Source organism: Cellulomonas cellasea, assembly GCF_006538745.1.
GTDB classification, from domain to species: Bacteria; Actinomycetota; Actinomycetes; order Actinomycetales; family Cellulomonadaceae; genus Cellulomonas_A; species Cellulomonas_A cellasea.
This window is the reverse complement of the sequence record NZ_BJLR01000019.1, coordinates 75,917-101,134: the sequence shown is the minus strand read 5'-3', so window position 1 is coordinate 101,134 and position 25,218 is coordinate 75,917. Positions and strand designations below refer to the sequence as shown.

At 75.1% G+C, this 25,218-nt stretch carries 23 protein-coding genes; 17 read left to right on the top strand and 6 right to left on the bottom strand.

Features of this window, described 5'->3' with window-relative positions:
- Positions 1 to 84 precede the first annotated feature (84 nt).
- A complete protein-coding gene (locus CCE01nite_RS11140) occupies positions 85 to 414 on the top strand; it encodes a TlpA family protein disulfide reductase (protein ID WP_034635024.1) in 330 nt (109 codons plus the stop codon).
- A gap of 70 nt (positions 415 to 484) precedes the next feature.
- On the opposite strand, the gene CCE01nite_RS11135 is transcribed toward CCE01nite_RS11140, so the two are convergent.
- On the bottom strand, positions 485 to 1,096 hold the full coding sequence (locus tag CCE01nite_RS11135) for a class I SAM-dependent methyltransferase (protein WP_034635016.1): 612 nt from the start codon (positions 1,094 to 1,096) through the stop codon (positions 485 to 487).
- Positions 1,097 to 1,186: 90 nt separating this feature from the next.
- Here CCE01nite_RS11135 and hflX point away from each other — a divergent pair, with 90 nt between their 5' ends.
- The 3 genes from hflX to CCE01nite_RS11120 all read left to right on the top strand — a co-directional run bounded on the left by hflX (position 1,187) and on the right by CCE01nite_RS11120 (position 6,200).
- Complete coding sequence (gene hflX / locus CCE01nite_RS11130) at positions 1,187 to 2,737, top strand: GTPase HflX (protein ID WP_084142983.1); 1,551 nt, start codon at positions 1,187 to 1,189, stop codon at positions 2,735 to 2,737.
- Between the two features lie 108 nt (positions 2,738 to 2,845).
- The gene (locus CCE01nite_RS11125; protein WP_169744058.1) at positions 2,846 to 5,137 is read left to right on the top strand and encodes an ATP-dependent DNA helicase; all 2,292 of its coding nucleotides are present in this window, start codon (positions 2,846 to 2,848) and stop codon (positions 5,135 to 5,137) included.
- A gap of 58 nt (positions 5,138 to 5,195) precedes the next feature.
- The gene (locus CCE01nite_RS11120) at positions 5,196 to 6,200 is read left to right on the top strand and encodes an L-lactate dehydrogenase (RefSeq protein WP_246056469.1); all 1,005 of its coding nucleotides are present in this window, start codon (positions 5,196 to 5,198) and stop codon (positions 6,198 to 6,200) included.
- 168 nt (positions 6,201 to 6,368) lie between these two features.
- Here the strand turns inward: CCE01nite_RS11120 and lexA are convergent, their stop codons facing one another.
- Positions 6,369 to 7,097 carry a transcriptional repressor LexA gene (gene lexA / locus CCE01nite_RS11115; protein ID WP_052104487.1) on the bottom strand — a complete coding sequence of 243 codons (729 nt, stop codon included), beginning with the start codon at positions 7,095 to 7,097 and terminating at the stop codon, positions 6,369 to 6,371.
- 288 nt (positions 7,098 to 7,385) lie between these two features.
- On the opposite strand from lexA, the gene CCE01nite_RS11110 reads away from it, so the two are divergent.
- Together CCE01nite_RS11110 and nrdR are read left to right on the top strand one after the other, a co-directional pair.
- Positions 7,386 to 7,994, top strand: a complete 609-nt coding sequence (locus tag CCE01nite_RS11110; protein WP_246056467.1) for a LysM peptidoglycan-binding domain-containing protein — start codon at positions 7,386 to 7,388, stop codon at positions 7,992 to 7,994.
- Positions 7,995 to 8,043: 49 nt separating this feature from the next.
- Positions 8,044 to 8,589 carry a transcriptional regulator NrdR gene (gene nrdR / locus CCE01nite_RS11105; protein WP_052104132.1) on the top strand — a complete coding sequence of 182 codons (546 nt, stop codon included), beginning with the start codon at positions 8,044 to 8,046 and terminating at the stop codon, positions 8,587 to 8,589.
- 78 nt (positions 8,590 to 8,667) lie between these two features.
- Here nrdR and CCE01nite_RS11100 read toward each other — a convergent pair whose 3' ends face one another.
- The gene (locus CCE01nite_RS11100) at positions 8,668 to 10,371 is read right to left on the bottom strand and encodes an AMP-binding protein (protein ID WP_034629819.1); all 1,704 of its coding nucleotides are present in this window, start codon (positions 10,369 to 10,371) and stop codon (positions 8,668 to 8,670) included.
- A 207-nt stretch (positions 10,372 to 10,578) separates the two neighbouring features.
- Between CCE01nite_RS11100 and CCE01nite_RS11095 the strand changes: the two genes are divergently transcribed.
- Positions 10,579 to 10,779: a DUF5302 domain-containing protein gene (locus CCE01nite_RS11095; protein WP_034629814.1), complete on the top strand. Its 201-nt coding sequence runs from the start codon at positions 10,579 to 10,581 to the stop codon at positions 10,777 to 10,779.
- A 126-nt stretch (positions 10,780 to 10,905) separates the two neighbouring features.
- On the opposite strand, the gene serA is transcribed toward CCE01nite_RS11095, so the two are convergent.
- Positions 10,906 to 12,105: a phosphoglycerate dehydrogenase gene (serA, locus tag CCE01nite_RS11090; protein WP_034629811.1), complete on the bottom strand. Its 1,200-nt coding sequence runs from the start codon at positions 12,103 to 12,105 to the stop codon at positions 10,906 to 10,908.
- Between the two features lie 131 nt (positions 12,106 to 12,236).
- Between serA and CCE01nite_RS11085 the strand changes: the two genes are divergently transcribed.
- Complete coding sequence (locus tag CCE01nite_RS11085; RefSeq protein WP_052104130.1) at positions 12,237 to 13,106, top strand: matrixin family metalloprotease; 870 nt, start codon at positions 12,237 to 12,239, stop codon at positions 13,104 to 13,106.
- Positions 13,107 to 13,124: 18 nt separating this feature from the next.
- Here the strand turns inward: CCE01nite_RS11085 and CCE01nite_RS11080 are convergent, their stop codons facing one another.
- Positions 13,125 to 15,410: a HelD family protein gene (locus CCE01nite_RS11080; protein WP_034629810.1), complete on the bottom strand. Its 2,286-nt coding sequence runs from the start codon at positions 15,408 to 15,410 to the stop codon at positions 13,125 to 13,127.
- 358 nt (positions 15,411 to 15,768) lie between these two features.
- Here CCE01nite_RS11080 and CCE01nite_RS11075 point away from each other — a divergent pair, with 358 nt between their 5' ends.
- The 6 genes from CCE01nite_RS11075 to CCE01nite_RS11050 all read left to right on the top strand — a co-directional run bounded on the left by CCE01nite_RS11075 (position 15,769) and on the right by CCE01nite_RS11050 (position 21,922).
- The gene (locus CCE01nite_RS11075) at positions 15,769 to 16,920 is read left to right on the top strand and encodes a PP2C family protein-serine/threonine phosphatase (RefSeq protein ID WP_052104134.1); all 1,152 of its coding nucleotides are present in this window, start codon (positions 15,769 to 15,771) and stop codon (positions 16,918 to 16,920) included.
- A complete protein-coding gene (locus tag CCE01nite_RS11070; RefSeq protein WP_246056466.1) occupies positions 16,917 to 18,491 on the top strand; it encodes a sensor histidine kinase in 1,575 nt (524 codons plus the stop codon). The genes CCE01nite_RS11075 and CCE01nite_RS11070 overlap by 4 nt, the downstream gene beginning before the upstream one ends.
- A 35-nt stretch (positions 18,492 to 18,526) precedes the next feature.
- Positions 18,527 to 18,964 carry a response regulator gene (locus CCE01nite_RS11065; protein ID WP_034629864.1) on the top strand — a complete coding sequence of 146 codons (438 nt, stop codon included), beginning with the start codon at positions 18,527 to 18,529 and terminating at the stop codon, positions 18,962 to 18,964.
- A 123-nt stretch (positions 18,965 to 19,087) separates the two neighbouring features.
- Positions 19,088 to 20,023: a proteasome assembly chaperone family protein gene (locus tag CCE01nite_RS11060; RefSeq protein ID WP_034629808.1), complete on the top strand. Its 936-nt coding sequence runs from the start codon at positions 19,088 to 19,090 to the stop codon at positions 20,021 to 20,023.
- Between the two features lie 71 nt (positions 20,024 to 20,094).
- Positions 20,095 to 21,411, top strand: a complete 1,317-nt coding sequence (locus tag CCE01nite_RS11055) for an MFS transporter (protein WP_052104128.1) — start codon at positions 20,095 to 20,097, stop codon at positions 21,409 to 21,411.
- 307 nt (positions 21,412 to 21,718) lie between these two features.
- Positions 21,719 to 21,922, top strand: a complete 204-nt coding sequence (locus CCE01nite_RS11050) for a cold-shock protein (protein ID WP_034629807.1) — start codon at positions 21,719 to 21,721, stop codon at positions 21,920 to 21,922.
- A gap of 111 nt (positions 21,923 to 22,033) precedes the next feature.
- On the opposite strand, the gene CCE01nite_RS11045 is transcribed toward CCE01nite_RS11050, so the two are convergent.
- A complete protein-coding gene (locus CCE01nite_RS11045) occupies positions 22,034 to 22,936 on the bottom strand; it encodes a spermidine synthase (RefSeq protein WP_052104126.1) in 903 nt (300 codons plus the stop codon).
- A gap of 75 nt (positions 22,937 to 23,011) precedes the next feature.
- Between CCE01nite_RS11045 and CCE01nite_RS11040 the strand changes: the two genes are divergently transcribed.
- From CCE01nite_RS11040 to CCE01nite_RS11030, 3 genes are read left to right on the top strand one after another with little or no spacing between them, the layout of a single operon-like run.
- Positions 23,012 to 23,467: an SAV_6107 family HEPN domain-containing protein gene (locus tag CCE01nite_RS11040; RefSeq protein ID WP_034629798.1), complete on the top strand. Its 456-nt coding sequence runs from the start codon at positions 23,012 to 23,014 to the stop codon at positions 23,465 to 23,467.
- The gene (dinB, locus tag CCE01nite_RS11035; protein WP_034629795.1) at positions 23,464 to 24,735 is read left to right on the top strand and encodes a DNA polymerase IV; all 1,272 of its coding nucleotides are present in this window, start codon (positions 23,464 to 23,466) and stop codon (positions 24,733 to 24,735) included. The genes CCE01nite_RS11040 and dinB overlap by 4 nt, the downstream gene beginning before the upstream one ends.
- A 36-nt stretch (positions 24,736 to 24,771) precedes the next feature.
- Complete coding sequence (locus tag CCE01nite_RS11030) at positions 24,772 to 25,155, top strand: SCO2097 family morphological protein (RefSeq protein ID WP_034629792.1); 384 nt, start codon at positions 24,772 to 24,774, stop codon at positions 25,153 to 25,155.
- The last annotated feature ends 63 nt before the right edge of the window (positions 25,156 to 25,218 follow it).

The window sequence follows — 25,218 nt, the reverse complement described above, 5'->3', positions numbered from 1 at the left end:
ACGCCGGGGAGCACCGGACACCGGCGAACGCCCGACGCCGGGAACAGCGCCGCCGCGCGCGCCGTTGAGCCGGGCGTGGACCTCATGACACCGGCGGGAGCGGAGCACCCCGTCGTCGCGGAGCTCGGGATCACGCCCGGGACCGCAGCGACGTTCGTGCAGCTCTCGAGCCGGTTCTGCCGGCCGTGCCGCGCCGCGCACCAGGTGCTCGAGAGGGTCGCGGCGACGACCCCGGGGGTCGTGCACGTGGACGTCGACGTGAGCGACCACCTCGCGCTCGGCGAGCGGCTCGACGTCCGCGCGACGCCGACCGTGCTGGTCCTCGACGCGGACGGCGTCGAGCGGGCCCGGGTCGTCGGCGCGCCGACCTTCGCGCAGGCGCGCGCCGCCGTGGCCGCGCTGAGCACGCGCTGACGCGAGCGGGTGCGCGGATCGAGGCCCGCCGGCCGGACCGAGCGCGTCCCGTCGATCGGGGCGGCCTCGCTCAGTGCGCGCTGACCCGCAGGACGCGGAAGCCCTTCGCGCTCGCGACACGGTCGACGTCGGCCACGTCGGCGAGGGCGTCGGCGACCCAGCGCTGCAACGAGTCCGCCCCGAGATTCTTCGCGACCACGAGGTGCGCCTGGGCGCCGGGGCTCAGGCGCGGGAGCCAGCGCAGCAGCAGCGCGTGGAGCTCGGCCTTGCCGACCCGGATCGGCGGGTTCGACCACAGCGCCGCGAACGTCACGTCCTCGGGCACGTCGTCGGGCGTCACCGCGACCACGTTGGCGCACCCGAGCAGCTCGGCGTTGCGCCGCACGAGGTCGAGCGCGCGCTCGTTGACGTCGACGGCCCAGACGCGTGCCCCTGGCGAGGCGAGCGCGAGCGACAGCGCGACCGGTCCCCAGCCGCAGCCGAGGTCGAGCAGGTCCCCCTCGGCCGGCGGCGCGGGCACCGAGTGCAGCAGCACCTCGGTGCCGAGGTCCACGTGGTCGGGGGAGAACACCCCGCCCGCGGTCTCGACGTCGACGTCCTGTCCGCCGAGCGTGACGGTGCGCACGCGGCGCTCGTCCGGCGACGCGGGCCGGGCCGTGAAGTAGTGGTCGTTCCCGCTCACGGCGCGACCCTATCCGCCTGCAGCGAATATCCGTCGCGGGGCGGGGAACCGCGTGACACCCTGGAACGAGCACGACAGACCGACGACACCATGGACGAGAGGCACCGCGTGAGCGACCCGCAGCACCCCCAGACGCGTGAGGAGACGGCCGACGCCGCCGTGGACCGCCGCAGCGCGCAGGAGGTCGCGGACGACGTCGTGGCACGCGTGCTCGCCCGCGCCGGGACGGCGCTCCACGAGGGCGGCACGGTCCACTCCTCCTACGACGGCGACCAGCTCGACCTCGAGGAGCGCACGTCGCTGCGCCGCGTGGGCGGCCTGTCGACCGAGCTCGAGGACGTCACCGAGGTCGAGTACCGCCAGCTGCGCCTCGAGCGCGTCGTGCTCGTGGGCCTGTGGGGCTCCGGCACGGCCGAGCAGGCGGAGCTGTCGCTGCGCGAGCTCGCGGCGCTCGCCGAGACCGCCGGCTCGCAGGTCCTCGACGGCATGCTCCAGCGGCGGCGCACCCCCGACCCGAGCACGTTCCTGGGCTCGGGCAAGGCCGCCGAGCTCGCGGGCGTCGTCGCGGCGGTCGGTGCCGACACCGTCATCGTCGACGCGGACCTCGCCCCGTCGCAGCGGCGTGCGCTCGAGGACGTCGTGCGGGTCAAGGTCATCGACCGGACCGCGCTCATCCTCGACATCTTCGCCCAGCACGCCAAGTCCCGTGAGGGCAAGGCGCAGGTCGAGCTCGCGCAGCTCGAGTACCTCCTGCCGCGCCTGCGCGGCTGGGGCGAGTCGATGTCCCGTCAGGCGGGCGGTCAGGTCGGCGGCGCCGGGGCGGGCATGGGCTCGCGCGGTCCCGGTGAGACGAAGATCGAGCTCGACCGGCGGCGCATCCGCGACCGCATGGCCAAGCTGCGGCGCGAGATCGCCGCGATGGAGCCCGCCCGGCAGACCAAGCGTGCGTCGCGCAAGCGGCACGCGATCCCGTCGGTCGCGATCGCCGGGTACACCAACGCCGGCAAGTCGTCGCTGCTCAACCGGCTCACGGGCGCGGGCGTGCTCGTCGAGAACGCGCTGTTCGCGACGCTCGACCCGACGGTCCGGCGGGCCGAGGCCGCGGACGGCCGGGTCTACACCCTCACGGACACCGTCGGCTTCGTGCGCGACCTGCCGCACCAGCTCGTCGAGGCGTTCCGCTCGACGCTCGAGGAGGTCGCGGACGCCGACCTGGTGCTGCACGTCGTCGACGCGTCGCACCCGGACCCCGAGGGGCAGATCTCGGCCGTGCGCCACGTCTTCGCGGACATCCCTGGCGCGATGGACGTGCCCGAGGTCATCGTCCTCAACAAGGCGGACCTCGCGGAGCCCGAGGCGCTCGCCCGCCTGCGCTCGCGCGAGCCCGGCTCGATCGTCGTCTCGGCGCACACCGGTGAGGGCATCGAGGCGCTGCAGGCGCTCATCGCGGACCAGCTGCCGCGCCCGAGCGTCACGGTCGACGTCGTGATCCCGTACGACCGCGGCGACCTCGTGCACCGCGTGCACCTGCACGGCGAGATCGACTCCGAGGAGCACACCGAGGCCGGCACCGCGCTGCGGGCCCGGGTCGACGAGACGCTCGCGTCGGAGCTGTCGGCGGCGGCGGTCCGCTCGGCCTGACACGGCGGGCACGTGCGCCGCGGTCGACGACGTCCGCGCGGCGCACGGCCCCGTGCGGGACCGCGGGACGCAGCGGGGCGTGTCAGCGCCGCGGACTAGGCTGTCGCGGTGCCTGAGCCCGTCGTCCCGTCCTCCGCCGCGCCCGGGGCCGTCCCCGCGAAGGACCGCGCACCCGGGCGCTCCGCGCGGCCCGCACCCGCGCGGGCCGCGGCGCAGGCGGCCTCGGTCGACGAGCTGCTCGACCTGGCCGTGGGCGTGCTCGGCGGCGGCCGGCGCGACGGCCAGCACGAGATGGCGAACGCCGTCGCGGAGACGATCGACTCCGGCAAGCACCTGCTCGTGCAGGCCGGGACCGGCACCGGGAAGTCGCTCGGGTACCTCGTGCCCGCGGTGCGCCACGCGGTGCTCGAGGACGAGCACGTCGTCGTCTCGACCGCGACGCTCGCGCTGCAGCGCCAGGTCATGACGCGCGACCTGCCGCTCGTCGCGCAGGCGCTCGCGCCCCGGCTGCCGCGGCCCCCGCGCATCGCGCTGCTCAAGGGCTGGCACAACTACGTCTGCCTGCACAAGGTCGCGGGCGGCTACCCGGCGGACGAGCCGGGGACGCTGTTCGACCTCGGTGACCACGCGGGTGCGGCGGACCACCCGGCCCCGGAGCCGGGCGCCGGGGAGAGCCCGCGCGGGGCCGCGAGCCTCGGCGAGCAGGTCGTGCGCCTGCGCGAGTGGGCCGAGGAGACGTCCACCGGCGACCGCGACGACCTCGTGCCCGGGGTGAGCGAGCGTGCGTGGCGCCAGGTGTCGGTGACGAAGATGGAGTGCCTGGGCGCGCGCTGCCCGATGATCGACGACTGCTTCCCCGAGAAGGCGCGCGTGCTCTCGCGCGAGGCGGACGTCGTCGTGACGAACCACGCCATGCTCGGCATCGCCGCCTCCGGCTCGCCGAACGTGCTCCCGGAGCACGAGGTCGTGATCGTCGACGAGGCGCACGAGCTCACCGACCGGGTGACCGCGCAGGCGACCGCGGAGCTGTCGGTCGCGATCGTCGAGCACGCCGCCCGGCTCGCCCGCCGACACGGCGGGATCCTCACGACGGACCTCGACGCGGCGAGCGCGGCGCTCGGGTCGGTCCTCGTCCAGCTCCCCGAGGGCCGGTTCCCCGACGGCCTGCCCCCCGCGGCGCTCGAGGCCGTCACGGCGGTCCGGGACGCGGCGCGCGGCCTGCTCACGGCGCTGAAGCCGGAGCCCGCGGCGGCCAAGGCCGGTGCCGGGACGGACGGCGGCTCCAAGATGGCGATGTCGACGATGCTCGCGCTCTTCGAGGTCGCGGAGCGGATGGCCGCGGACCCCGACCAGAACCGGCACACGGTGCTGTGGTGCGCTCGCGGCGACACCGGGCGCGGCGGCGCCATGACGCGCCTGTACGCGGCGCCGCTGTCCGTCAACGGGCTCATCCGCACGCACGTGCTCGCCGGGCGCTCGAGCGTGCTGACGTCGGCGACCCTCGCGCTCGGCGGGACGTTCGCGCCGATCGCCCGCTCGCTGGGCCTCGAGGGGCGCACCGACGCCGAGCCGCAGGGACCGCAGCACCTCGCGTCGGCCGACGTCGAGGACCTCGCGGCGCGCGTGGACGCCGACGCGGCGACCGGCGCCGGGGGCACGCTCGCCGTCCCCGCGTCCACGCCGGTCGGGACGCCGCCGCCCGGTGACCCGCTGCCGTGGCGCGGGCTCGACGTGGGCAGCCCGTTCGACTACCCGCGCCAGGGCATCCTGTACATCGCGCGCCACCTCCCGCCGCCCGGGCGCGAGCCCGCGACGGACGCCCAGCTCGACGAGATCGCCACGCTCATCGAGGCGGCCGGCGGGCGCACGCTCGGCCTGTTCTCCTCGCGACGCGCCGCCGACGCGGTCGCCGCCGCGATGCGCGAGCGGCTCGACGTCCCCGTGCTCGCGCAGGGCGAGGACCAGCTGCCGACGCTCGTGCGCGACTTCGCCGCGGACGAGCGCACGTGCCTGTTCGGGACGCTCTCGCTCTGGCAGGGCGTCGACGTGCCGGGGCCGGCGTGCCAGCTCGTCCTGATCGACCGCATCCCGTTCCCGCGCCCCGACGACCCGGTGCGCTCCGCCCGGTCCGAGGCGGTCGCCGCGTCCGGCGGGAACGGCTTCATGGCGGTCTCGGCGACGCACGCGGCGCTGCTGCTCGCGCAGGGCGCCGGCCGGCTCATCCGGGGGGTCGACGACCGCGGGGTCGTCGCGGTGCTCGACCCGCGGCTCGCGACCGCGCGCTACGGCGAGTTCCTCACCCGCTCGCTCCCGGGCTTCTGGCGGACGACGGACCGGGGGGTCGTCGAGGCGGCGCTGCGGCGGCTGGACGAGCGCGTCGCCACCACCGCGAGCAACTAGCCTGGCCACGACGCCCTCGGGCGTCGGGGCCGCGGGGGCCCACCGGTGAGGAGGACGCGTGAGCGAGAACGACGGCGACGACCTGGGCCTGACGGGTGTGACGGCGGGGCAGGTGCGACGGACCAGCAAGCTCGCGATCGTCGGGGCCGGCGCGGTCGGCTCCACGATGGCGTACGCGGCCCTGATGCGCGGCGCGGCGCGCAGCGTCGCGCTCTACGACATCAACAAGGCGAAGGTCGAGGCCGAGGCGCTCGACCTCGGGCACGGCATCCAGTTCATGCCGATGGCCGAGGTGGTCGGCTCCGACGACATCGAGGTCTGCACGGGGGCGGACGTCGTCGTGGTCACCGCCGGCGCGAAGCAGAAGCCCGGCCAGAGCCGCATCGACCTCGCCGAGGCGACGATCTCGCTCGTCGGCAAGATCCTGCCGCCGCTCGTCGAGGTCGCGCCCGACGCGGTCTACATCATGGTCACCAACCCGGTCGACATCGTGACCTACGCCGCGCTGCAGCAGTCCGGCCTCCCGCCGACGCAGATGTTCGGCTCCGGGACGGTGCTCGACTCCTCGCGGCTGCGCTACCTCATCGCCAAGCAGACCGGCGTCGCCGTGCAGAACGTGCACGCGTACGTCGCGGGCGAGCACGGCGACACCGAGCTCCCGCTGTGGAGCTCGGCGACGATCGGCGCCGTGCCGCTGCTCGAGTGGAACGGCATCAACGGCCGCGGGCCGCTCACCTCGGAGGTACGCGACGGCATCGCCCGCGAGGTCGTCGAGTCCGCCTACCGGATCATCGAGGGCAAGGGCGCGACGAACTACGCGGTCGCGCTCGCCGGGTCGCGCATCATCGAGGCGGTCATCAAGGACGAGCAGCGGATCCTGCCGGTGTCGTCCCTGCTCGACGGGTACCACGGCATCCGCGACGTGTGCCTGTCGGTCCCGGCCCTTGTGGGCCGCGAGGGCGTCGGCGAGCGGCTCGAGGTGCCGATGTCCGCCGACGAGCTGGCGGGGCTGCGGCGCTCGGCGGAGACCCTGCGAGCGGTGGCCCGGCGCTTCGGTTTCTGAGGCGGAACGCACCGCGCCGGCAGCACCGTCCGGTCGGCACGACGACGGCGACGACACGGTCTCCTCACGGCGGAGTGCGGCCCCGGCGCGACGACGACGACGGCCGCCCGGCCCGCGATCAGCGGGCAGGGCGGCCGTCGGTCGTCCGGAAGTGGGCCGGAGCCGGGGTCAGAGGCTGCGCAGCACGCTGACGACCCGGCCGAGCACCTGCGCGTCGTCGCCGGGGATGGGCGCGTAGGCCGCGTTGTGGGGGAGCAGCCACACGTGCCCGTCCGTGCGCTTGAACGTCTTGACGGTCGCCTCGCCGTCGATCATGGCCGCGACGATCTCGCCGTTCTCGGCGACGGGCTGGCGCCGCACGACGACCCAGTCCCCGTCGCAGATCGCCGCCTCGACCATCGAGTCACCCTGCACCTTGAGCAAGAACAGGTCGCCGTCGCCGACGAGCTGGCGTGGGAGCGGGAACACGTCCTCGACGACCTGCTCGGCCAGGATCGGCCCACCGGCGGCGATCCGACCGACGACGGGGACGTAGGACGGGGCGGGCGCGGAGTCCCGCGCGGCGCTGTCCTCGTCGCCGAGACCGGTCGACGCCGTCGCGGTCACGCTCGGCGCCGACCACGGCGCGACCCCGCGCGAGTCGTCCGGCTGGACGACCTCGATCGCCCGCGGACGGTTCGGGTCGCGGCGCAGGTAGCCCTTGCGCTCGAGCGCCATGAGCTGGTGCTTGACGCTCGACGGGCTCGTGAGCCCGACGGAGTCGCCGATCTCGCGCATGCTCGGGGGGTAGCCGCGCGACTCGACCGACGTCCGGATCGTCTCGAGGACGAGCCGCTGGCGCGCCGTGAGCCCGTCGCCGTCCGGCGCGCCGTCGGGGAGCGTGTGCACGGACGCCAGGCCGCCACGGACCGTCCCGCCCGGGGCGTCCGCCCTCTCCTCGGTCCCGCGCTGCTTCGCCACCGTCGCCTCCAGATGTATCGGTGCTGGCCAGCGCCCGTGTCAGTGCCTCGTGGTGCGCTGTCTCCTGCGACGTCAGCCTAGGGGAGCAGGGGTGACGGATCAAACATCTGTTCGAGCGTGTCTCGACATCCCGCGACGCGGGGTGGTAGAACCGTACAAGCGTTCGACGAACACGTGTTCGAACCCGCGCGGGGAGTGCGGGGGTCGACGAGGGAGGGTGGCGGCATGAGTGCGATGGTGATCTCCACGGCACGCGGCTCCGAGGGGCGCAGCGGCAGTGCGGCCGCACGAGCCCGCGAGGCGTGGTTCGCCGGGTCCGACGCGCACGTCGTCGCCGTCCCGACACCCCGTCGCGCGCGGCCCGCCCTGCCCGGTCCCCGCAGCACGGCGGCCTCGGCTCGCGTCGCTGCACCCGGCTCGCGTGGCGCAGCGCGCCCGGCGGCCGCCCGGGCCGCTGCCGGCGCCGCTCCGCGTCCTGCCGTCGGCACCCTGCGCCGCCCGGTGCCCGCCTCGCACGGGGCCACGGTCGTCCGCGCCGAGGAGCGTCCGCTGCGCCTGACGCGTCGCGGCCGGCTCGTGGTGCTGCTGCTCGCGGCCCTCGTGCTCGTGGCCGGCGTCCAGGGCGGCCAGGCCCTCGCCGACGGGCCGTCGCGCGCGCTGGAGGTCACGACGTACACCGTCGGCGTGGGGGAGACGCTCTGGGAGATCGCCGCCGAGAGCGCCCGGCCCGGCGAGGACGTCCGTGACGTCGTCCTCGAGCTCCAGTCCCTCAACGGGCTGGCGACGGCAGGCCTCGACGCGGGTCAGGAGATCATCCTCCCCGTCCAGCGCTGAGGCGTGGCGCTGTTGCGTCGTCGCCGCGCGAGCGCCTAGGTTCTCAGACGTGCACTGCCCCTTCTGCCGGCACGGGGACTCCCGCGTCGTCGACTCCCGGACCTCCGACGACGGCTCCTCGATCCGTCGTCGCCGTCAGTGTCCCCAGTGCAACCGCCGCTTCACGACCGTCGAGACGGCGAGCCTCTCGGTGGTCAAGCGCTCCGGCGCCACCGAGCCGTTCAGCCGCGAGAAGGTCATCAACGGCGTGCGCAAGGCCTGCCAGGGCCGGCCGGTCAGCGAGGACGACCTCGCGCTGCTCGCCCAGCGCGTCGAGGAGACCATCCGGTCGAGCGGGAGCGCCGAGCTCGACGCCTACGAGATCGGTCTGACGATCCTGGGCCCGCTGCGCGAGCTCGACGAGGTGGCCTACCTGCGCTTCGCGAGCGTCTACCAGGCGTTCAGCTCCCTGGAGGACTTCGAGGCGGCGATCACCGTGCTGCGCGCGGACCACGAGGCGGCCCGTGCTGCGGCGACGGGCGGGGACCCCGACGCGGGCACGTCCGGCGCGGACGAGGCGTCGTCGGGTGCGACGGGCCCGAGCCCGACGGCCTGAGTCGCGAGCGACGCGTCGTCGGGTGCGACGCGCCCGAGCCCGTCGGCCTGAGGCCCGCAGCCTGGCCCGTCGCCGGACTCAGGCCGGTGCGTCGCCCGCGAGCACGCGCTCGCGCACCACGCGGCGCAGCACCTTCCCGATCTGGGAGCGCGGGAGCTCGGTCATGATCACGAGCTCGCGCGGGACGGCGTAGCGCGCGAGCCGCTGCTCGCACCACGCCCGCACCGCGGCGACGTCGAGCGTCCGCGTCGGGTCCTCGAGCACGACGGCCGCGACGACCTTCTCGCCGAGGTCGCCGCCGGGGACGCCCACGACGGCGACGTCCGCGACGCCCGGCATCGTCCGCAGGTGGTCCTCGACCTGGGACGGGTACACCTTGAATCCGCCGGCGATGATCATCTCCTTGATGCGGTCGACGAGCGTCACCACCCCGTCGTCGTCCATCGTCACGACGTCGCCGGTGCGGAGCCAGCCGCCGTCGAGCAGCTGCTCCGCGGTCTCCTCGGGGCGCTGCCAGTACCCCGAGAACACCTGCGGTCCGCGGACGAGCAGCTCGCCGCGCTCGCCGGCGGCGACGTCGCGCGCGGGGTCCTCGGGGTCGACGATGCGGATCTCGGTGCTCGGGAACGGCAGGCCGAGCGCGCCCGGGCGCCGGTCGGGGGTGCAGGGATTGCCGAGCGCGACCGGCGACGTCTCGGTCATCCCGTAGCCCTCGATCAGGAGCCCGCCGGTCAGTCGCTCCCACCGCTCCGCGGTCTCCGCCGGGATCGGCATCGCCCCGGCGATCGCGACGCGGATCGAGCGGAGGTCGGTGCCGCGCTCCTCGGCGGCGCGCGCGACGCGGTCGAACATGGGCGCGACGCCGGGCATGAAGGTCGCGGGCCGTCGGGCCTGCGCGCGCAGCACAGCGTCCGGGTCGAACGTCGGGAACGCCACGAGCGTGGCCCCGACGCGCGTCGCGAACGCGAGGCACAGGGTCAGGCCGAACGCGTGGAAGAACGGCAGGGCGCCGTAGATCGTCTCGGAGCCGCTCTGCAGCCCGGTCCAGACCGCCCCCTGGACGGCGTTCGCCACGAGGTTGCGGTGCGTGAGGACGGCGCCTTTGGGGGTGCCGGTCGTGCCGCCGGTGTACTGCAGGAGCGCGACGTCGCCGGATGCCGGGTACGGGTGGTCGGGCGCGAGCGGCTCAGCGTGCGCGAGCACGGTGTGCCAGGGCAGGGCGCCCGAGGGGGCGGGGCCCCGCATCTTCGCCCGCGTGCGCCGCGCGGCGGGTACCGGGAGCGCGAGCGCGAGACGTGAGCGCCACGGCAGGTCGCGGGAGATGTCGACGGCGAGGACGGTCGTGACGGCCGTCCTCGCCCGGACCTCGCACACCCGCGCGGCGGTCTGCTCCCAGCAGACGGCCACGGTCGCGCCGGAGTCGTGGAGCTGGTGCTCGAGCTCGGCCGCGGAGTAGGTGGGGTTGTGCTCGACGACGACCGCGCCGAGGCGCAGCACGGCCCAGAACGCGACGACGTGCGCGCGCCCGTTCGGCAGCGCGATCGCGACACGGTCACCGGCGCGGACCCCGAGCCCGTGCAGGGCGCCGGCCGCGCGCTCGACCTCGACGAGCAGCTCGGCGTAGGTGGTCTCGCGCCCGAGGAAGTCGACGGCGACCCGGTCGGGGTGCTGCTCGGCGGCGCGCACGAGGCTCGCGACGAGCGGTTCGTCGGGCACCTCGATCTCCGCCGGCGTGCCGGGTGCGTAGGAGGCGAGCCAGGGCCGGTCGGACGTCGTGGTCACTACGCGAGCGTAACTTACGGGTGCGTAGGTTACCGACGGGTACGGCGGGCGAACCGTAGCGCGACGCCCGCCGAGGAGCCTCGCGCGGCAGGCGCGTCCGAATCCGGTTGGCTTTGCCGGGCCGACTCGGGGAGGCTGACCCTGCAGCGCAGCGACCCGCTCCGCCGGCCGGGCTTCCCGGACCCACCACGACGAGGAGGTACCGCGATGGCGGAGCACGACGAGAGCACGACCACCGAGCCGGTCGCGCAGGACGCGAAGGCGAAGTTCCGCGAGGCGCTGGACCGCAAGAAGGCCGCGGCACAGCACCGGTCCGCGGACGGCTCGCGCAACACGGGCAGCGTGCACGGCTCGGAGACCGCAGGGCCCGTGCAGCGGCAGTTCCGGCGCAAGTCCGGCTCGGCCTGACCGGACGCGGCCGGCGGCGGCCCGCGACGGGCACCCGCACCGAACGCGACGAGGCGCCCGGACGATCCGTCGTCCGGGCGCCTCGTGACGTTCAGGGACCCGGGCGGCGAGGGCCCGGGCCGGTCCTCAGGACAGCAGGCGCAGCCGCACCGACTCGGGGCGCGACCGGAGCGCGTCGAGCACCGCGTCCTCGACCGGGGCGTCGGTGTCGGTGACGACGTAGCCGATCTCCCCGCGCGTCGCCAGGAGCTGGCCCGCGACGTTGACCCCGTGCTCGGCGAGCGTCGCGTTGACCGCGGCCAGCACGCCGGGGACGTTGCGGTGCAGGTACGCGAGGCGGTGCGCGCCCGGCGGCTGGTCGAGCGCGACGTTCGGCAGGTTGACGCTCAGCGTCGTGGAACCCGTCGCCAGGTAGTCGCGGACCTTGTTCGACACGAACTGGCCGATGGCCTCCTGCGCCTCCTCGGTCGACCCGCCCGTGTGCGGGGTGAGGATCACGTTCGGCAGGCCCTGGAGCTCGGAGGTGAACGGGTCGCCCTTGCGCTTGGGCTCCGTGGGGAACACGTCGACCGCCGCGCCCGCGACGTGGCCCGAGACGATCGCGTCCCGCAGGGCGGCGTAGTCGACGACGAAGCCGCGCGAGAGGTTGAGGAACACCGAGCCGGGCCGCATGCGGGCGATCTGCTTCTCGCCGAACAGGCCCGCGTTCCCGCTGCGGCCGTCCACGTGCAGCGTCACGATGTCGGCGACGTCGAGCAGCTCGTCGAGCGACTCCGCGCGGCGCGCGTTGCCGAGCGCGAGCTTCTCCGCGGTGTCGTAGAACACGACCGACATGCCGAGGTTCTCGGCGAGCACCGACAGCTGCGTGCCGATGTTGCCGTAGCCGATGATCCCGAGCGTGCGGCCGCGGATCTCGTGCGCGCCCTCGGCGCTCTTGTTCCACACGCCGGCGTGCATCGCGGAGTTGAACTCGGTGAGCCGGCGGGTCAGCGCGATGATGTCGGCGATCGCGATCTCGACGACCGAGCGGGTGTTCGAGAACGGGGCGTTGAACGTCGCCACCCCGCGGTCCGCTGCGGCGGCCAGGTCGATCTGGTTGGTGCCGATGCAGTACGCCCCGACGGCCAGCAGGTCCGGCGCCTGGGCGATCACGGACTCGGTGACGTGGGTCTTGGACCGGATGCCGAGGAGGTGGACGCCCTGGAGCGCGTCGACCAGCTCGGACTCGTCGAGCGCTCCGGTGCGCGTGGTCACGTCGAAGCCGGCGGACTCGAGGATCGTCCGGGCCTGGGGGTGGAGGTTCTCGAGGAGGAGGGCGCGTAGCACGCCCCCATGGTGCTCCCCGGGCCGGAGGCGTCCAAGCCGGTCCCGTCCCTCGGACACTTTCACCCCTGTGGGCAGCCGCTTCACCCGTGATGCGGCACGCGCGTCCCCGGCGGCCTTGACAGACTCGCGGCGTGAGCCTGTCGATGTGGCGGTACCGTCGCCGCGCAGCGCGTCTCGCCCGGTCCGGCGAGCCCGTCGCGACGCGTCGACGCGTGCTGCACCCCGGCTTCCTCGTGGTGCTCGTCGCGACCCTCACGGCGCTCGCGTGGCAGCGGGGGGCGCTCGAGCCGGTGATCGGGCTCGCGCCGCCGCGGGCGATGGTCTCGGTCGAGGGGCGCCTGGTGTCCGTGCCCGCGCCCGTCGAGGGCGCCGTCCGGCCGCGTCCGCCCGTGCCCGTGACGACCTCCGGCTCGTACGCCTTCCTGCACGAGGGGCCGACGGGGGAGCCGGTCGGCTTCGACCCGTGCCGGCCCATCCGGTACGTCGTGCGCCCCGACGGCGCGCCGGCCGTGGGCGCCCAGCTGGTCGCGGACTCGGTCGCCCAGATCGCCGCCGCGACAGGGCTCACCTTCGTCGACGCCGGGCTCACGAGCGAGGAGCCCGATCTCGAGCGTCCCCTCGTCCAGGCCCGGTACGGCGACGGGTGGGCGCCGGTGCTGCTCGCGTGGTCCGACGAGACCGTCCACCCCGAGCTCGGCGGCCCGACCGCGGGCCTCGGCGGCGCCTCCGTCGTGCCCGGCGCCGACGGTCGCTCGCAGTTCCTCGCCGGCGGGCGCGTGCTGCTCGACGGGCCCGACCTCACGGCCATCCTCGCGGGACCCGACGGCTACGCGCGGGCCCGCGCCGTCGTCGTCCACGAGCTCGCGCACGTCGTCGGGCTCGACCACGTCGACACGCCCGACGAGCTCATGGCGCCCGTCACCGGCGCCCGCACGGACCTCGGCCAGGGCGACCTCGCGGGCCTCGCGCGGGTCGGCCAGGTCGCCTGCGACGGCGCCTGAGCCTCTCGTCGGCGCGGCTCAGTCCCGCTCGGCGTCCAGGCCGCGCGGCAGCGGCGCGGCGTGCACGACGCGCAGCGCGCGCGTCGGCCGGGTCATCGCGACGTACAGGTCGCCCGCGCTCGCGGCGAGCACGTCGGCCGGCTCGAGCAGGACGACGACGTCGAACTCGAGGCCCTTGGCCTCGCGCGGGGTCAGCAGCGACAGCGGTGCGTCGAGGTCCGCAGCCCGGGACCCGGCCCGCACCTCCGCCGTGTCCGGCGTGAGGCCCACCGAGTCGAGCGCGGCCCGCACGTCCACCAGCGCGTCCGCGGTGCCGAGCACGGCGACGCGCCCGCCGCCCGACGCGTCCCCGACGACGGCGAGCGCCGCGCGCACCTCGTCGGCGGCCACCCGGGCGAGGTCCTCCGGGCCGACGTGCGCGAAGCGCAGCGCGTCGGGGACCTCGCGGGCCGACGTGAGGGTGCTCACCGGCAGCCGCGCCGCGCGCGCCATGCGCTGGGCGGCATCGGCGACCGCCGCCGGCGTGCGGTAGTTCACGGTGAGCTCGGACAGGCGCCACGACGTGCGCAGGACCGGGTCGAGCATGTCCGCCCAGCGTCGGGCGCCGGCCCGGGCGGTGGTCTGCGCGACGTCGCCCACGATCGTCATCGAGCGCGTCGGCACCCTCCGCACGAGCATGCGCCACGCCATCGCGGACAGCTCCTGCGCCTCGTCGACGACGACGTGACCGTACGTCCACGTCCGGTCCGCCGCCGCGCGCTCCGCGGTGGTCAGCCGAGGCCCGCTGCTCGCGAACCGGTCCGCGAGCAGCTCGGCGGACACGAGCCCGTCGTTGCCCGACGACTGCAGGACGCGCCGGGCGTAGTCGACCTCGGCCGAGCGACGGGCCGCGTCGGCGCGCTCCTGGGCGCGCGCCGCCTGGTCGTCCTCGCCCAGGAGCTCCGCGGCCTCGTCGAGCAGCGGCACGTCGGCGGGGGTCCACGGCGCGTCGCGGTCCCGCAGGAGGAGGTCGCGCTCGCGTCGGGACAGCTCGGGCGCCGCGGCGGCGAGCCGGGCCGGCTTGGTCAGCAGGTCCGTCACGAGGCCCTGCGGCGTGAGCGGCATCCACGCGAGGTTGAGCGCGATGCGCACCTCGCGCGTCGTGCGGAGCTCCTCGACGATCTCCCCGCGCTCGTCGGGCGGGACCTCCCACCCCAGCTGCTCGACGTACTGCGCGGCGAGCCGGCCGAGCATGTCCCGCACGAACGCGACCCGGGCCTGGTTGTGCGGGCGGTGGCCGCGGCGGGCGCGCGCGATCGCCGACTGCACGTCGGACGGCGTCACGACGACGGTCCGCCCGTCGATGCGGACCTCGGTCGCCTCGCGGGGGACCCGCTCGCGCTGACGCACCGCCCGCTCGACGACCCGCGCCATCAGCGCCCGGCCCTTGATCTCGGCGGCCGCCTCGTCCTCGGCGCCGTCCGCGGCGACGCCCGGGAAGAGCTCGGAGATCGTCGTGGTGACCACGCCCGTCTCGCCGAGCGAGGGGAGCACCTGGTCGATGTACCGCAGGAACGTCCGGCTCGGGCCGATGAGCAGCACGCCCGAGCGCTCGAGCGTCCGCCGGTGCGCGTACAGCAGATAGGCGGCGCGGTGCAGCGCCACGGCGGTCTTGCCGGTGCCCGGGCCGCCCTGGACCACGAGCGCGCCGTGGAGGTCCGAGCGGATGATCGTGTCCTGCTCGGCCTGGATCGTCGCGACGATGTCGCCCATCCGGCCCGTGCGACCCGCGGCGAGCGCGGCGAGCAGCGCGCCCTCGCCCGAGAGGCCCCCGATGAGGCGCTCGCGCTGGTCCGCGTCGAGGCCGTCCGCCGAGGCCAGCACGTCGAGGTCGAGCACCTCGTCCTCGACGCCGGTGACCGCCCGGCCCCGCGTCACGAGGTGCCGGCGGCGCACGACGCCGTCGGGCTGCGCGGCCGTGGCGCGGTAGAACGCCTGCGCGGCCGGCGCGCGCCAGTCGGTGAGCATCGAGGCGTGCTCGTCGTCCGTCAGGCCGATCCGGCCGATGTAGCGGGCGTCGCCGTCGGACAGGTCGAGGCGGCCGAACGCCAGCCGGTCCTCGACCGCCTCGAGCTGGGCGAGGCGGTCCTCGTACAGCGTCGCGAACGCGTCGCGCTCGCTGCGGTTCTGGGGCGAGCCCGAGGGGCCGCCGCGTCGCACGTCGGCGAGCCGTTCGCGGGTCTGCGCGCGCAGCGCGTCCAGGCGTCCGTAGAGGCCGTCGACCGTCTCCTGCTCACGGCGCAGCTCCGACTCGATCCCCGCCACGTGCGCTCCTGTCCACGAGGTCCCCGCTCCCGCGCGCGGGCGTGCGCGGCGGGGCTCGGGTTCCGGGTCGCCCGCGCGGCGGCGCGAGCGGCCGTCCATTATCCGCCCCCGACGCCGGTGCGGTGCACGGCGTCCGCCGCGGCGGACCCCCCGTGCGGCCCGCGCCCGCCGTCGGCCGGCCCCGCGTCCGTCCCACGCCCGGCCACCGTGTTCACCCCGTCCGGGTGCGCGGGGGTCCCCGCCCGGCCCTAGGCTGCCCCACGCCCGCCCGACGAGAGGACCCTGCGTGACCACGCACAGCACCGGAGCGCCCGACGGTGCCCTCGTGCTCCCCGGGCGCGACGCCGCGCCGGCCGGCCTGCTCGTGGGCGACGCCCGGGACCCGCGCATCCGGGTCCTGCTCGTCGAGGACGACGACGGCGACGCGCTGCTCGTCGATGAGCACTTCCAGGACGCGGGCCTCGACGTCGACCTCACGTGGGTCCGCACGCTCGACGAGGCCGTCGAGCGCCTCGACGTCGACTGCGTGCTGCTCGACCTGGGACTGCCGGACGCGATGGGCCTCGGCGCGCTCGACCGGCTGCTCGCCGCCGGCGCGCCCGCGGTCGTCGTGCTCACGGGGCTGTCGGGGACCGACGTCGGCGTGCGTGCCGTCGCCGCCGGGGCGCAGGACTACCTCGTCAAGGGCGAGGTCGACGGCGAGCTCCTCGGCCGGTCCGTGCGCTACGCCGTGCAGCGGCGCCGGCTCGAGGACACCGACCGCGCGCTGTACCGCAGCCTCGTGCGCGCCAACGAGATGACGCGCCTCGAGCGCGCGCTGCTGCCCAACCCGCTCGTGCACGACGCCCGGATCGAGGTCCAGGTCGGCTACCGCGCGGGGCGTGACGGCCTGCTCGGCGGCGACTTCTACGACGTCGTCGAGTGCACCGACGGGCGCGTGCTCGCGATGGTCGGCGACGTGTGCGGCCACGGGCCCGACGAGGCGGCGCTCGGTGCGACCCTCCGGACGGCGTGGCGCACGCTCGTGCTCGCCGACACGCCCACCGACGCGATCCTCGGTCTGCTCGAGCGCGTGCTGGTCGCCGAGCGCTCGCGTCCCGAGGTCTTCACGACCGTCTCGATGGTCGCGGTGTCGCCCGACGGCACCTCCGCGGACCTGTACCTCGCGGGGCACCCCGTGCCGATCCTGCTCGGGCCGCCGTCGACGACCCTGCCGAACCACCTGCGCGGGCGGGCGCTCGGCGTGCCCGTGAGCGGCGGCTGGGACCCGTGCCACCTCGAGCTCGGCGAGGCGTGGCGGGTCATGCTCTACACCGACGGCGTGCTCGAGGCCACCGTCGGCGGCGGGCGCGAGCGCGTCGGGAAGGCGGGCCTCCTGGCCGTCGTCGACGCGACCCTCGCGAGCGGCCGCCTCGACCTCGTCGACCACGTGCTGCAGCAGGTCCGGCTCATCCACGGGGGAGAGCTCGTCGACGACACCGCCGTGGTCGTCCTGGGTCGCGGCGCGTGAGCGCGGCCACGGGCCGGATCCGGATGGCCGGCACGACGCTGCGCCAGCGGCTGTCCCGCACCCTTGCGCTCGCGGGCGTCCTGCTCGGCGTCGTCGTCCTGGTCTCCGGGCTCGCGGTCGAGCGCATGATCGACCGCCAGCACGACGTGACCGAGACCTACTTCCTCGCGGTGACCCGCGCCGAGGCCGCGTACACGCGGCTGGTCGACGCCGAGACGGCCGTGCGCGGGTACGCGCTGACGGGCGACGCGGTGACGCTCGAGCCGTTCGAGCGCGCGACGGGGTCGGCGACGTTCGTCGAGCTCGAGGAGGAGACCGAGCGCGACATCGTGACCCCCGAGGTCACCCGGGCCGCCCGCACCGCGTCGCAGGCCGCGGCGCGCTGGGAGCGCGAGTTCGCCGCCCCCGCGATCGAGGCGGTCGACCTGCGCGGCACGGGGTCGGTGAGCACCGAGGACATCGAGCGCGGACGCGTGCTGTTCGAGGAGACGCGCACCGCCGTCGAGCACTACCTCGACGTGCTCCGCGCGGAACGCCGCGGAGCGGTCGACGAGCTGACGATGTGGACGCGGCTCGTCGCGGCCGCGCTCGTGGTCCTGTCGGTGTCGGCCGTCGCGGTCGGGGTCGCGCTCTCCGTGCTCCTGCGCCGGTGGATCGCCGCGCCGCTCGCCGCCCTCGCCGCGGACGCCCGCGCCGTGAGCTCGGGCGAGCTCGACCACCCCGTGCTGTCGACGGGGCCGGGGGAGATCGCCGACCTCGCCGCGGACGTCGAGAGCATGCGCGTCGCGCTCGTCGCGCAGCTCGGCGCGCTCCGGGCGTCGTCCGCGGAGATCGCCGCGGCCCACGAGCAGCTCACCGAGCAGGCCGAGGAGCTGCGGCGCTCCAACCGCGACCTCGAGCAGTTCGCCTACGTCGCGTCGCACGACCTGCAGGAGCCGCTGCGCAAGATCGCGAGCTTCACCCAGCTCCTGCAGAAGCGCTACGGCGGGCAGCTCGACGACCGCGCGGACCAGTACATCGGCTTCGCGGTCGACGGGGCGAAGCGCATGCAGCAGCTGATCCAGGACCTCCTCGGGTTCTCGCGCGTCGGGCGGATGGTCGGCGAGCCGGTCGACGTCGACCTCGGCGAGGCGCTCGACGACGCGCTCGGCAACCTGAGCGAGGCCGTCGACGAGTCGGGTGCCGTCATCACGCGTGACGAGCTGCCGGTCGTGCGCGGCGAGCGCGCCCTACTCGTCCAGCTGCTGCAGAACCTCGTCGGCAACGCCATCAAGTTCCGGCGACCGGACGAACCGCCCCTGATCCATCTCGGCGCGCGGGAGGTGGCAGAATCCTGGGAGCTCGAGTGCCGGGACAACGGGATCGGCATCGACGCGCAGTACGCGGAGCGGGTGTTCGTCATCTTCCAGCGGCTGCACGCGAAGGACGTCTACGACGGCACCGGGATCGGGCTCGCGCTGTGCAAGAAGATCGTCGAGCACCACGGCGGTCGCATCTGGATCGAGCCGCAGGCCGAGCAGGGCACCGCCGTCCGCTGGACGCTGCCCCAGGTCGTCCGGGCCGAGGACTGAGCGCCCGGCACCGGGCGGAACGGAACGGAGTGGCGATGTCTTCCACCAAGATCATCGACGTCCTGCTGGTCGAGGACGACCCGGGCGACGTCCTCATGACGCGCGAGGCGTTCGAGGACAACAAGGTCGCGAACCGGCTCGCGGTCGTCTCGGACGGCGTCAGCGCGCTGGCCTACCTGCGCAAGGAGGGCGAGTACGCCGACGTCCCGACGCCGGACCTCATCCTGCTCGACCTCAACCTCCCCCGGATGGACGGTCGCGAGGTGCTGCAGGCGCTCAAGCAGGACGAGCACCTCCGCTCGATCCCGGTCGTCGTGCTGACGACGTCGGAGTCGGAGGAGGACGTGCTGCGCAGCTACTCGCTGCACGCCAACGCCTACGTCACGAAGCCCGTCGACTTCGAGCGGTTCATCGACGTCGTGCGGCAGATCGACGAGTTCTTCGTCTCGGTGGTCCGCCTCCCGACGCGCTGAGCCGCGCCGGGAAGAGTGCGGCGCCCGCGTGTGTTGTGACGGACGACGGTCCGGGCCGCCCACCGCGGCCCGCACCGACGACCACGTGAACGCACGCTGAGCACCGACGAGAGTGAGGACCCCATGCTCGACCCGAGCGAGATCTACGGTGTCGACCCCGCGGTCGCGGCCGAGGTCGAGGCGCGGTCCGCAGGTGGGACCGGGCCCGTCCTGGTGCACGCCCTGCGCGGCTTCGTCGACGCCGGCAACGCGGGCCAGCTCGCCGCCGCCCACCTGACCGACGAGCTCACGACGGCGCGCCTCGCCACGTTCGACGTCGACCAGCTGCTGGACTACCGGTCGCGCCGGCCCACGATGACGTTCGACTCCACGACCTGGAGCCACTACGCCGAGCCCGAGCTCGTCGTCGACCTCGTGCGCGACAGCGCGGGCGTGCCGTTCCTGCTCATGCACGGCGTCGAGCCGGACGTGCAGTGGGAGCGGTTCGCCGCGGCGGTCCGCCAGCTCGTCGAGCGGTTCGACGTCCCGCTGACGGTCGGCGTGCACGGGATCCCCATGGGCATCCCGCACACCCGTCCGCTGTCGGTAACCGCGCACGGCACGCGCCCCGAGCTCGTCGCGGACCACCCGTCGTGGTTCGGGACCGTCCAGGTCCCGGCGAGCGCGAGCGCGCTGCTCGAGATGCGCCTCGGGGAGTCGGGGCACGACGCGATGGGCTTCGCCGTGCACGTCCCGCACTACCTCGCGCAGTCCGCGTTCCCGCAGGCCAGCATCGCGGCGCTGCAGAACGTCGAGCGCGCGACGGGGCTCGAGCTCAAGGTCGGCGCGCTCACGGCGACCGCCGAGGAGACGAGCGAGGAGATCGACCGCCAGGTCAGCGGGTCCGAGGAGGTCGCCGCCGTCGTGCACGCGCTCGAGGAGCAGTACGACGCGTTCGCCCGCAACCTCGGGCGCACGGGCCTGCTCGCGGAGACGACGCAGCTGCCGACGGCCGACGAGCTCGGCGCGGAGTTCGAGCGGTTCCTCGCCGAGAACAGCGAGGACGGCCCGGCCGCCTGACCCGGGGAGGGGCTCGCCCGGACGTCACCGGTGCGCGGGCCCCGACCCGCGGCGGGGGAGGATGGACCCTCGTGAGCACCCCCGCCCCCTCGTCGTCGCGCGCCCTGCTCGTCTGGGGCGTCGCGCTCGCGGCGTACGTGGTCGCGGTGCTCAACCGCTCGTCGCTCGGCGTCGCGGGGCTCGAGACCACCGAGCGCTTCGACGTGGGCGCGTCGCTGCTCGCGACCTTCGCCGTCGCGCAGCTCGTGGTCTACGCCGGGCTGCAGATCCCCGTCGGGGTGCTGCTGGACCGGCTCGGTCCGCGCCTGCTGATCGCCGGCGGCGCGGTCCTCATGGGACTCGGTCAGCTCGTCCTGGCGCTCGCGACCGAGGTGCCGGGTGCGCTGCTCGGTCGCGTGCTCGTGGGCGCCGGCGACGCGATGACGTTCGTCTCGGTGATCCGGCTCATCCCCGCGTGGTTCCCGGTGCGGCGCGTCCCGCTGCTGACGCAGGTGACGGGCGCGGTCGGGCAGCTCGGGCAGATCCTGTCGGCCGTGCCGCTCGTGCTCGTGCTCCACGGCCGCGGCTGGGGTGCCGCCTTCGGCAGCCTCGCGGTGCTCGGGCTCGCGGCCGCCCTCGTCGTCGCCTCGCTCGTGCGCGACTCCCCGGACGACGCGGGCCGCACGCACAGGCGGCGTCGTCCCGGCGCCGCGGGTGAGCGCACCGCCGCCGAGGTGCTGCGCGCCCGAGCGCCCCGGCCCGCCGACGGCGGAGCGCTGCGCGCGGTCGTGCGCGAGCCGGGGGTGTGGCTCGGGTTCTGGGTGCACTTCCTCACGCCGTTCAGCTCGCAGGTCGTCGTGCTGCTGTGGGGGTTCTCGTTCTTCGTCGAGGGGCAGGGCCGCACGACGGGCGAGGCGAGCGCGCTGCTGAGCGTCAACGTCGTCGCGGCGATCGTCTCCGGCCCGCTGCTCGGCGAGCTCGCCGCCCGGCGACCGGGCCGCCGGACCGGGACCGCCCTCGTGATCGCGGTCGCCGTCGCGCTCGCCTGGGTCGCGGTGCTCGGGCCGCCCGGCTCCCGGCCGCTCGGGGTGCTCGTGGCGTTCTCGGTCGTCGTCGCGGTCGGCGGGCCCGCGTCGCTCATCGGCTTCGACGTCGCGCGCAGCTGCGTCACCCCGGCACGCCTCGGCACGGCGACCGGGCTGGTCAACACCGGCGGCTTCGTCGCGGCCCTCGCCTCGATGCTTGCCATCGGCGTGGCGCTCGACGTCCTCGCCCCGGGCGGCGACCGGGACCTCGACGCGTACCGCTGGGCGTTCGCGCTCATGGCGGTGCCGTGGGTCCTCGGCGTCGTGGGGCTGCTCGTGAGCCGGGCACGGACCCGCGCCGCGCACCCCGGGATCGCGCTCTGACGCACCGTGCGGGGCCGTCGGGGACGTCGCCGGAGCGTGGCACGACGCTCATCGAACCGTGACCGGATCGTTGCGCGGTGCGTCCCTTTTCAGGGCGATGAACGATGGCGCTCGAAAGAGGGTGCGTGAGAGTATCGGGGGCGTTGCAGTGACGTACTGACGCTTGACCGGCGCCCCCGCAGGGATGTGGAGGCACCGCCAGCCCGCGTGGCTGGTCCATCCGGTGCAGGACGTGGGACAAGGCATTGCGGCACGACGTGAGCGCACGGCTCACGGTCGTCACCGGTGGGAACAGAAGGACGAGAACATGGCACAGGGTGCTGTCAAGTGGTTCAACGCTGAGAAGGGCTACGGGTTCATCGCCCAGGACGGCGGCGGCGCCGACGTCTTCGTCCACTACTCGGCCATCGACACGCAGGGCTACCGCTCCCTCGAGGAGGGTCAGCGCGTGGAGTTCGAGATCACGCAGGGTCCGAAGGGCCCGCAGGCGGAGCAGGTCCGCCCGCTCTGATCACCGACGTGCGGCGCCGTCGCTGACGACCCGCTGCTCGTCGACGAGGCCGTCTCCCTCCGGGGAGGCGGCCTCGTCGACGTCCGGGCGGACGCGGGTGCGGCCGGCGCCTCAGGCGTCCACGTCGCACGCGTCGTCGTCGGCGAGCAGGGGAGCGGCGTCGAGGAGCGGCCGCGCCGAGCCGACGAACGCCGCGAGCTCCGCGCCGCGCAGCAGCCGGGACGGCGTCGCGAGCGAGCGGAGCGTGCGCTCGAGCGCGGGGGAGTCGAGCAGGTCCGGGTCGCGGGTCGCCGCGAGCACGAGGTTCCCGTACCGGCGTCCCCGGAGCTGACCGGGCTCGGCGACCACCGCGACGTGGGGCAGCACGGCCGCGAGGGTGGCCGCCTCGGCGCGGACGAGCGCGAGCGGCGGGCGGTCGGCGCAGTTCGCGAGGTACAGCCCGCCGTCCCGCAGGACGCGGTCCACGTCCGTCGTGAACTCGAGCGTCGTGACGTGCTCGGGCGTCCGGTCGCCCGCGAACACGTCGCGCACCACGACGTCCGCGCTCGACGTCGGTAGCGTGCCGAGCTCGGCGCGCGCGTCCCCCGCGCGGATCCGCAGGGCCGGGGCGCGGGGCAGGTCGAACCAGTCGCGCACGAGCTCGGGGAGGGCGGCGTCCAGCTCCACGGCGACCTGCCGCGAGCCCGGGCGCGTCGCGTGCACGTACCGCGCGAGCGCGCAGCCGCCCGCGCCGAGGTGCACGACGGCGAGCGGGTCCTGCGGTCCGCCGAGCCGGTCGAGGACCGCGGCCATCTGCTGCATGTACTCGAAGTCGAGGCGGGTGGGGTCGGCGAGGTCGAGGTGGCTGCTGGGCACGCCGTTGACGAGCAGCGTGACGCCGTCCGGGTCGTCGGGCGTCCGGACGACCTCGACGGTGCCCGTGGGGACGCGGACGGGACCGTCCGGCCACCGCGGTGATGTGGGTGGTCGGTGGGAGGCTGGGGATCGTCGTCCCGATCGGTCACGTGCGGCCACGCGTCCACCGTAAGGGTTGACCCGTTCGAACACGTGTTCGATAATGGATCCACAGCAGCGGAGGAGGTGGCGGGAGTGGCACACGAGCACCGGACGGTGAGCGCGGGTCTTCCGCCGCGCGCTGCGAGCCTGGTCCAGCGGGCCGAGGCCGAGCTGGTCGCGGCGCAGTTCTCCCCGGAGCCCTGGGAGCGGTTCTCGCACGCGCACCTCGCGGCCCTGCGCGCCGGCGCGGCGGTCGTCGCCGAGCGGGGGAAGCCGGGCGGTCGTCGGGCGCCCCGCACGGTCTGGGAGATGCTCGACGCGGTTGCCCCCGAGCTCGGGCGCTGGACGGGGTACTTCGCGGGCGGCGCCGGGCTCCGCTCCGCGATCGAGGCCGGGCGCTTCGAGACGGTGTCGGCCGAGCGCGCGGAGCAGGTCCTGTGCGCCGCGGAGGACTTCCTCGACGAGGTCCGGTCGCTGCTCGAGGAGAGCGCGGAGCACCTCGCGCCGGTGCCCGAGCGCCCGCGGCTGGTCGCTGCGCGGGCGTCGTGAGCCGCGCGCCGCGCTCACCCGCGCTGCGCCGGGACTGGGGTTCGGAGGAGGACGGCTGCTCGATCCTGCACGTCGACATGGACGCGTTCTTCGCGTCGGTCGAGCTCGCGCGCCGCCCGCAGCTGCGCGGACTGCCCGTCATCGTCGGCGGCGCCGAGCGCTCGGTCGTCCTCGCGGCGACCTACGAGGCCCGCGCGTTCGGGGTGCACTCGGCGATGCCGATGGCTGTCGCTCGCCGGATGTGCCCCCACGCCGTCGTGGTCCCGCCTGACCAAGAGGCGTACCGCGCGGTCTCGACGTCGGTCATGCAGGTGCTGCGCGACGTCACGACGCTCGTCGAGCAGGTCAGCGTCGACGAGGCGTTCCTCGACGTCGCCGGTGCGCGGCGCCGGCTCGGGGCGCCCACCCGGATCGCCGCGCTGATCCGCGAGCAGGTCCATCGCCGGCACGGCATCACGTGCTCCGTCGGCATCGCGAGCACCAAGTTCGTCGCGAAGCTCGCCTCGGGCCACGCCAAGCCGGACGGCGTCCTGCTCATCCCGAAGGTCGCCACCGTCGAGTTCCTCCGCGCGCTGCCGGTGGGTGCGCTGTGGGGCGTGGGGGAGCGCACCGAGGCCTCGCTGGCCCGCTGGGGCATCCGGACGGTCGCGGAGCTCGCCGACAGCGACGTGGCGACCGTCCAGCGCGCGGTCGGTCGCGTCGCCGGGGCGCACCTGTACGACCTGGCGTGGGGGCGCGACCCGCGCCCGGTGCAGGCCGGTCGCGAGGAGAAGAGCATCGGCGCCGAGGTGACCTTCCCGTCCGACGTCGCCGACCTCGCGGTCGTCCAGACGCAGGCGCTCGAGCTCGCGGACCGCTGCGCCGCCCGCCTGCGGCACCAGAACCTGCTCGCCCGCACCGTCACGGTCAAGGTCCGCACCTCGGACTTCCGGACGCTCACACGCTCCCGCACGCTCCCGACGCCGACCGACGTGGGGCGCGAGCTCTACCTCGCGGCGCGCGACCTGCTGGCCGGCGTCGACCTCGGCGGGCTGCCCGTGCGGCTCGTCGGCGTGCGCGCCGAGGGGCTCAGCCCGGCCGCCTCCACCGTCCGTCAGCCGACCCTCGAGGAGGCCGTGGGTGAAATCGGCCCCGGTCGTCGGGAGGCGGAGCGCGTGATGGACCACGTGCGCGAGCGTTTCGGCGCGGCCGCACTGCGTCCGGCGTCCTCCGCGGGGGTGGTCGCGCGCCGTTCGACTACCGACATCGCCCGCGGGGACCTATCCTGATCTGAACAGGTCCTCGACGGAAGTACGGGGGTAGGAATGCCTCTGTCCGAGTACGAGCAACGCGTACTGGAGCAGATGGAGCGGCAGCTCACGTCTGACGATCCCAGGCTCGCGAACACGTTGACCGCGCGTGGGCGCAAGCCCATGAGCCGTTATGTGCTCGCTGGTGCCGGGGCGGTCGTCGGACTGCTGCTGCTCGTCGCCGGCGCAGCCGCGTCGCTGGCATGGCTCGGCGTGATCGGCTTCGTCATCATGTTCGCCGCCGTGGCGTTCGCGTTCGCGAGCCCTCGTCAGTCGGGGCCGGCCGGTGTCGTCCGCTCCGACGGCCGTGTCACTCCACCACGCAAGAAGCGCCAGGGCGGCCTGATGGGCCGGCTCGACGAGCGCTGGCAGCACCGCCGCGACGAGGGCGGCCGCTGACCGCGGTCGCACACCACGGAGACCGTCGAGGGTGACGGCCGTGTCCGGGGCGGGCGTGCTCAT

What these genes read in the sequence shown, in the direction of transcription:
- CCE01nite_RS11030 (WP_034629792.1), top strand. Translation starts at nt 24,772, where the DNA reads ATGCCTCTGTCCGAGTACGAGCAACGCGTACTGGAGCAGATGGAGCGG.
- CCE01nite_RS11095 (WP_034629814.1), top strand. Translation starts at nt 10,579, where the DNA reads ATGGCGGAGCACGACGAGAGCACGACCACCGAGCCGGTCGCGCAGGAC.
- CCE01nite_RS11065 (WP_034629864.1), top strand. Translation starts at nt 18,527, where the DNA reads ATGTCTTCCACCAAGATCATCGACGTCCTGCTGGTCGAGGACGACCCG.
- hflX (WP_084142983.1), top strand. Translation starts at nt 1,187, where the DNA reads ATGGACGAGAGGCACCGCGTGAGCGACCCGCAGCACCCCCAGACGCGT.
- CCE01nite_RS11050 (WP_034629807.1), top strand. Translation starts at nt 21,719, where the DNA reads ATGGCACAGGGTGCTGTCAAGTGGTTCAACGCTGAGAAGGGCTACGGG.
- CCE01nite_RS11140 (WP_034635024.1), top strand. Translation starts at nt 85, where the DNA reads ATGACACCGGCGGGAGCGGAGCACCCCGTCGTCGCGGAGCTCGGGATC.
- CCE01nite_RS11110 (WP_246056467.1), top strand. Translation starts at nt 7,386, where the DNA reads ATGAGTGCGATGGTGATCTCCACGGCACGCGGCTCCGAGGGGCGCAGC.
- CCE01nite_RS11060 (WP_034629808.1), top strand. Translation starts at nt 19,088, where the DNA reads ATGCTCGACCCGAGCGAGATCTACGGTGTCGACCCCGCGGTCGCGGCC.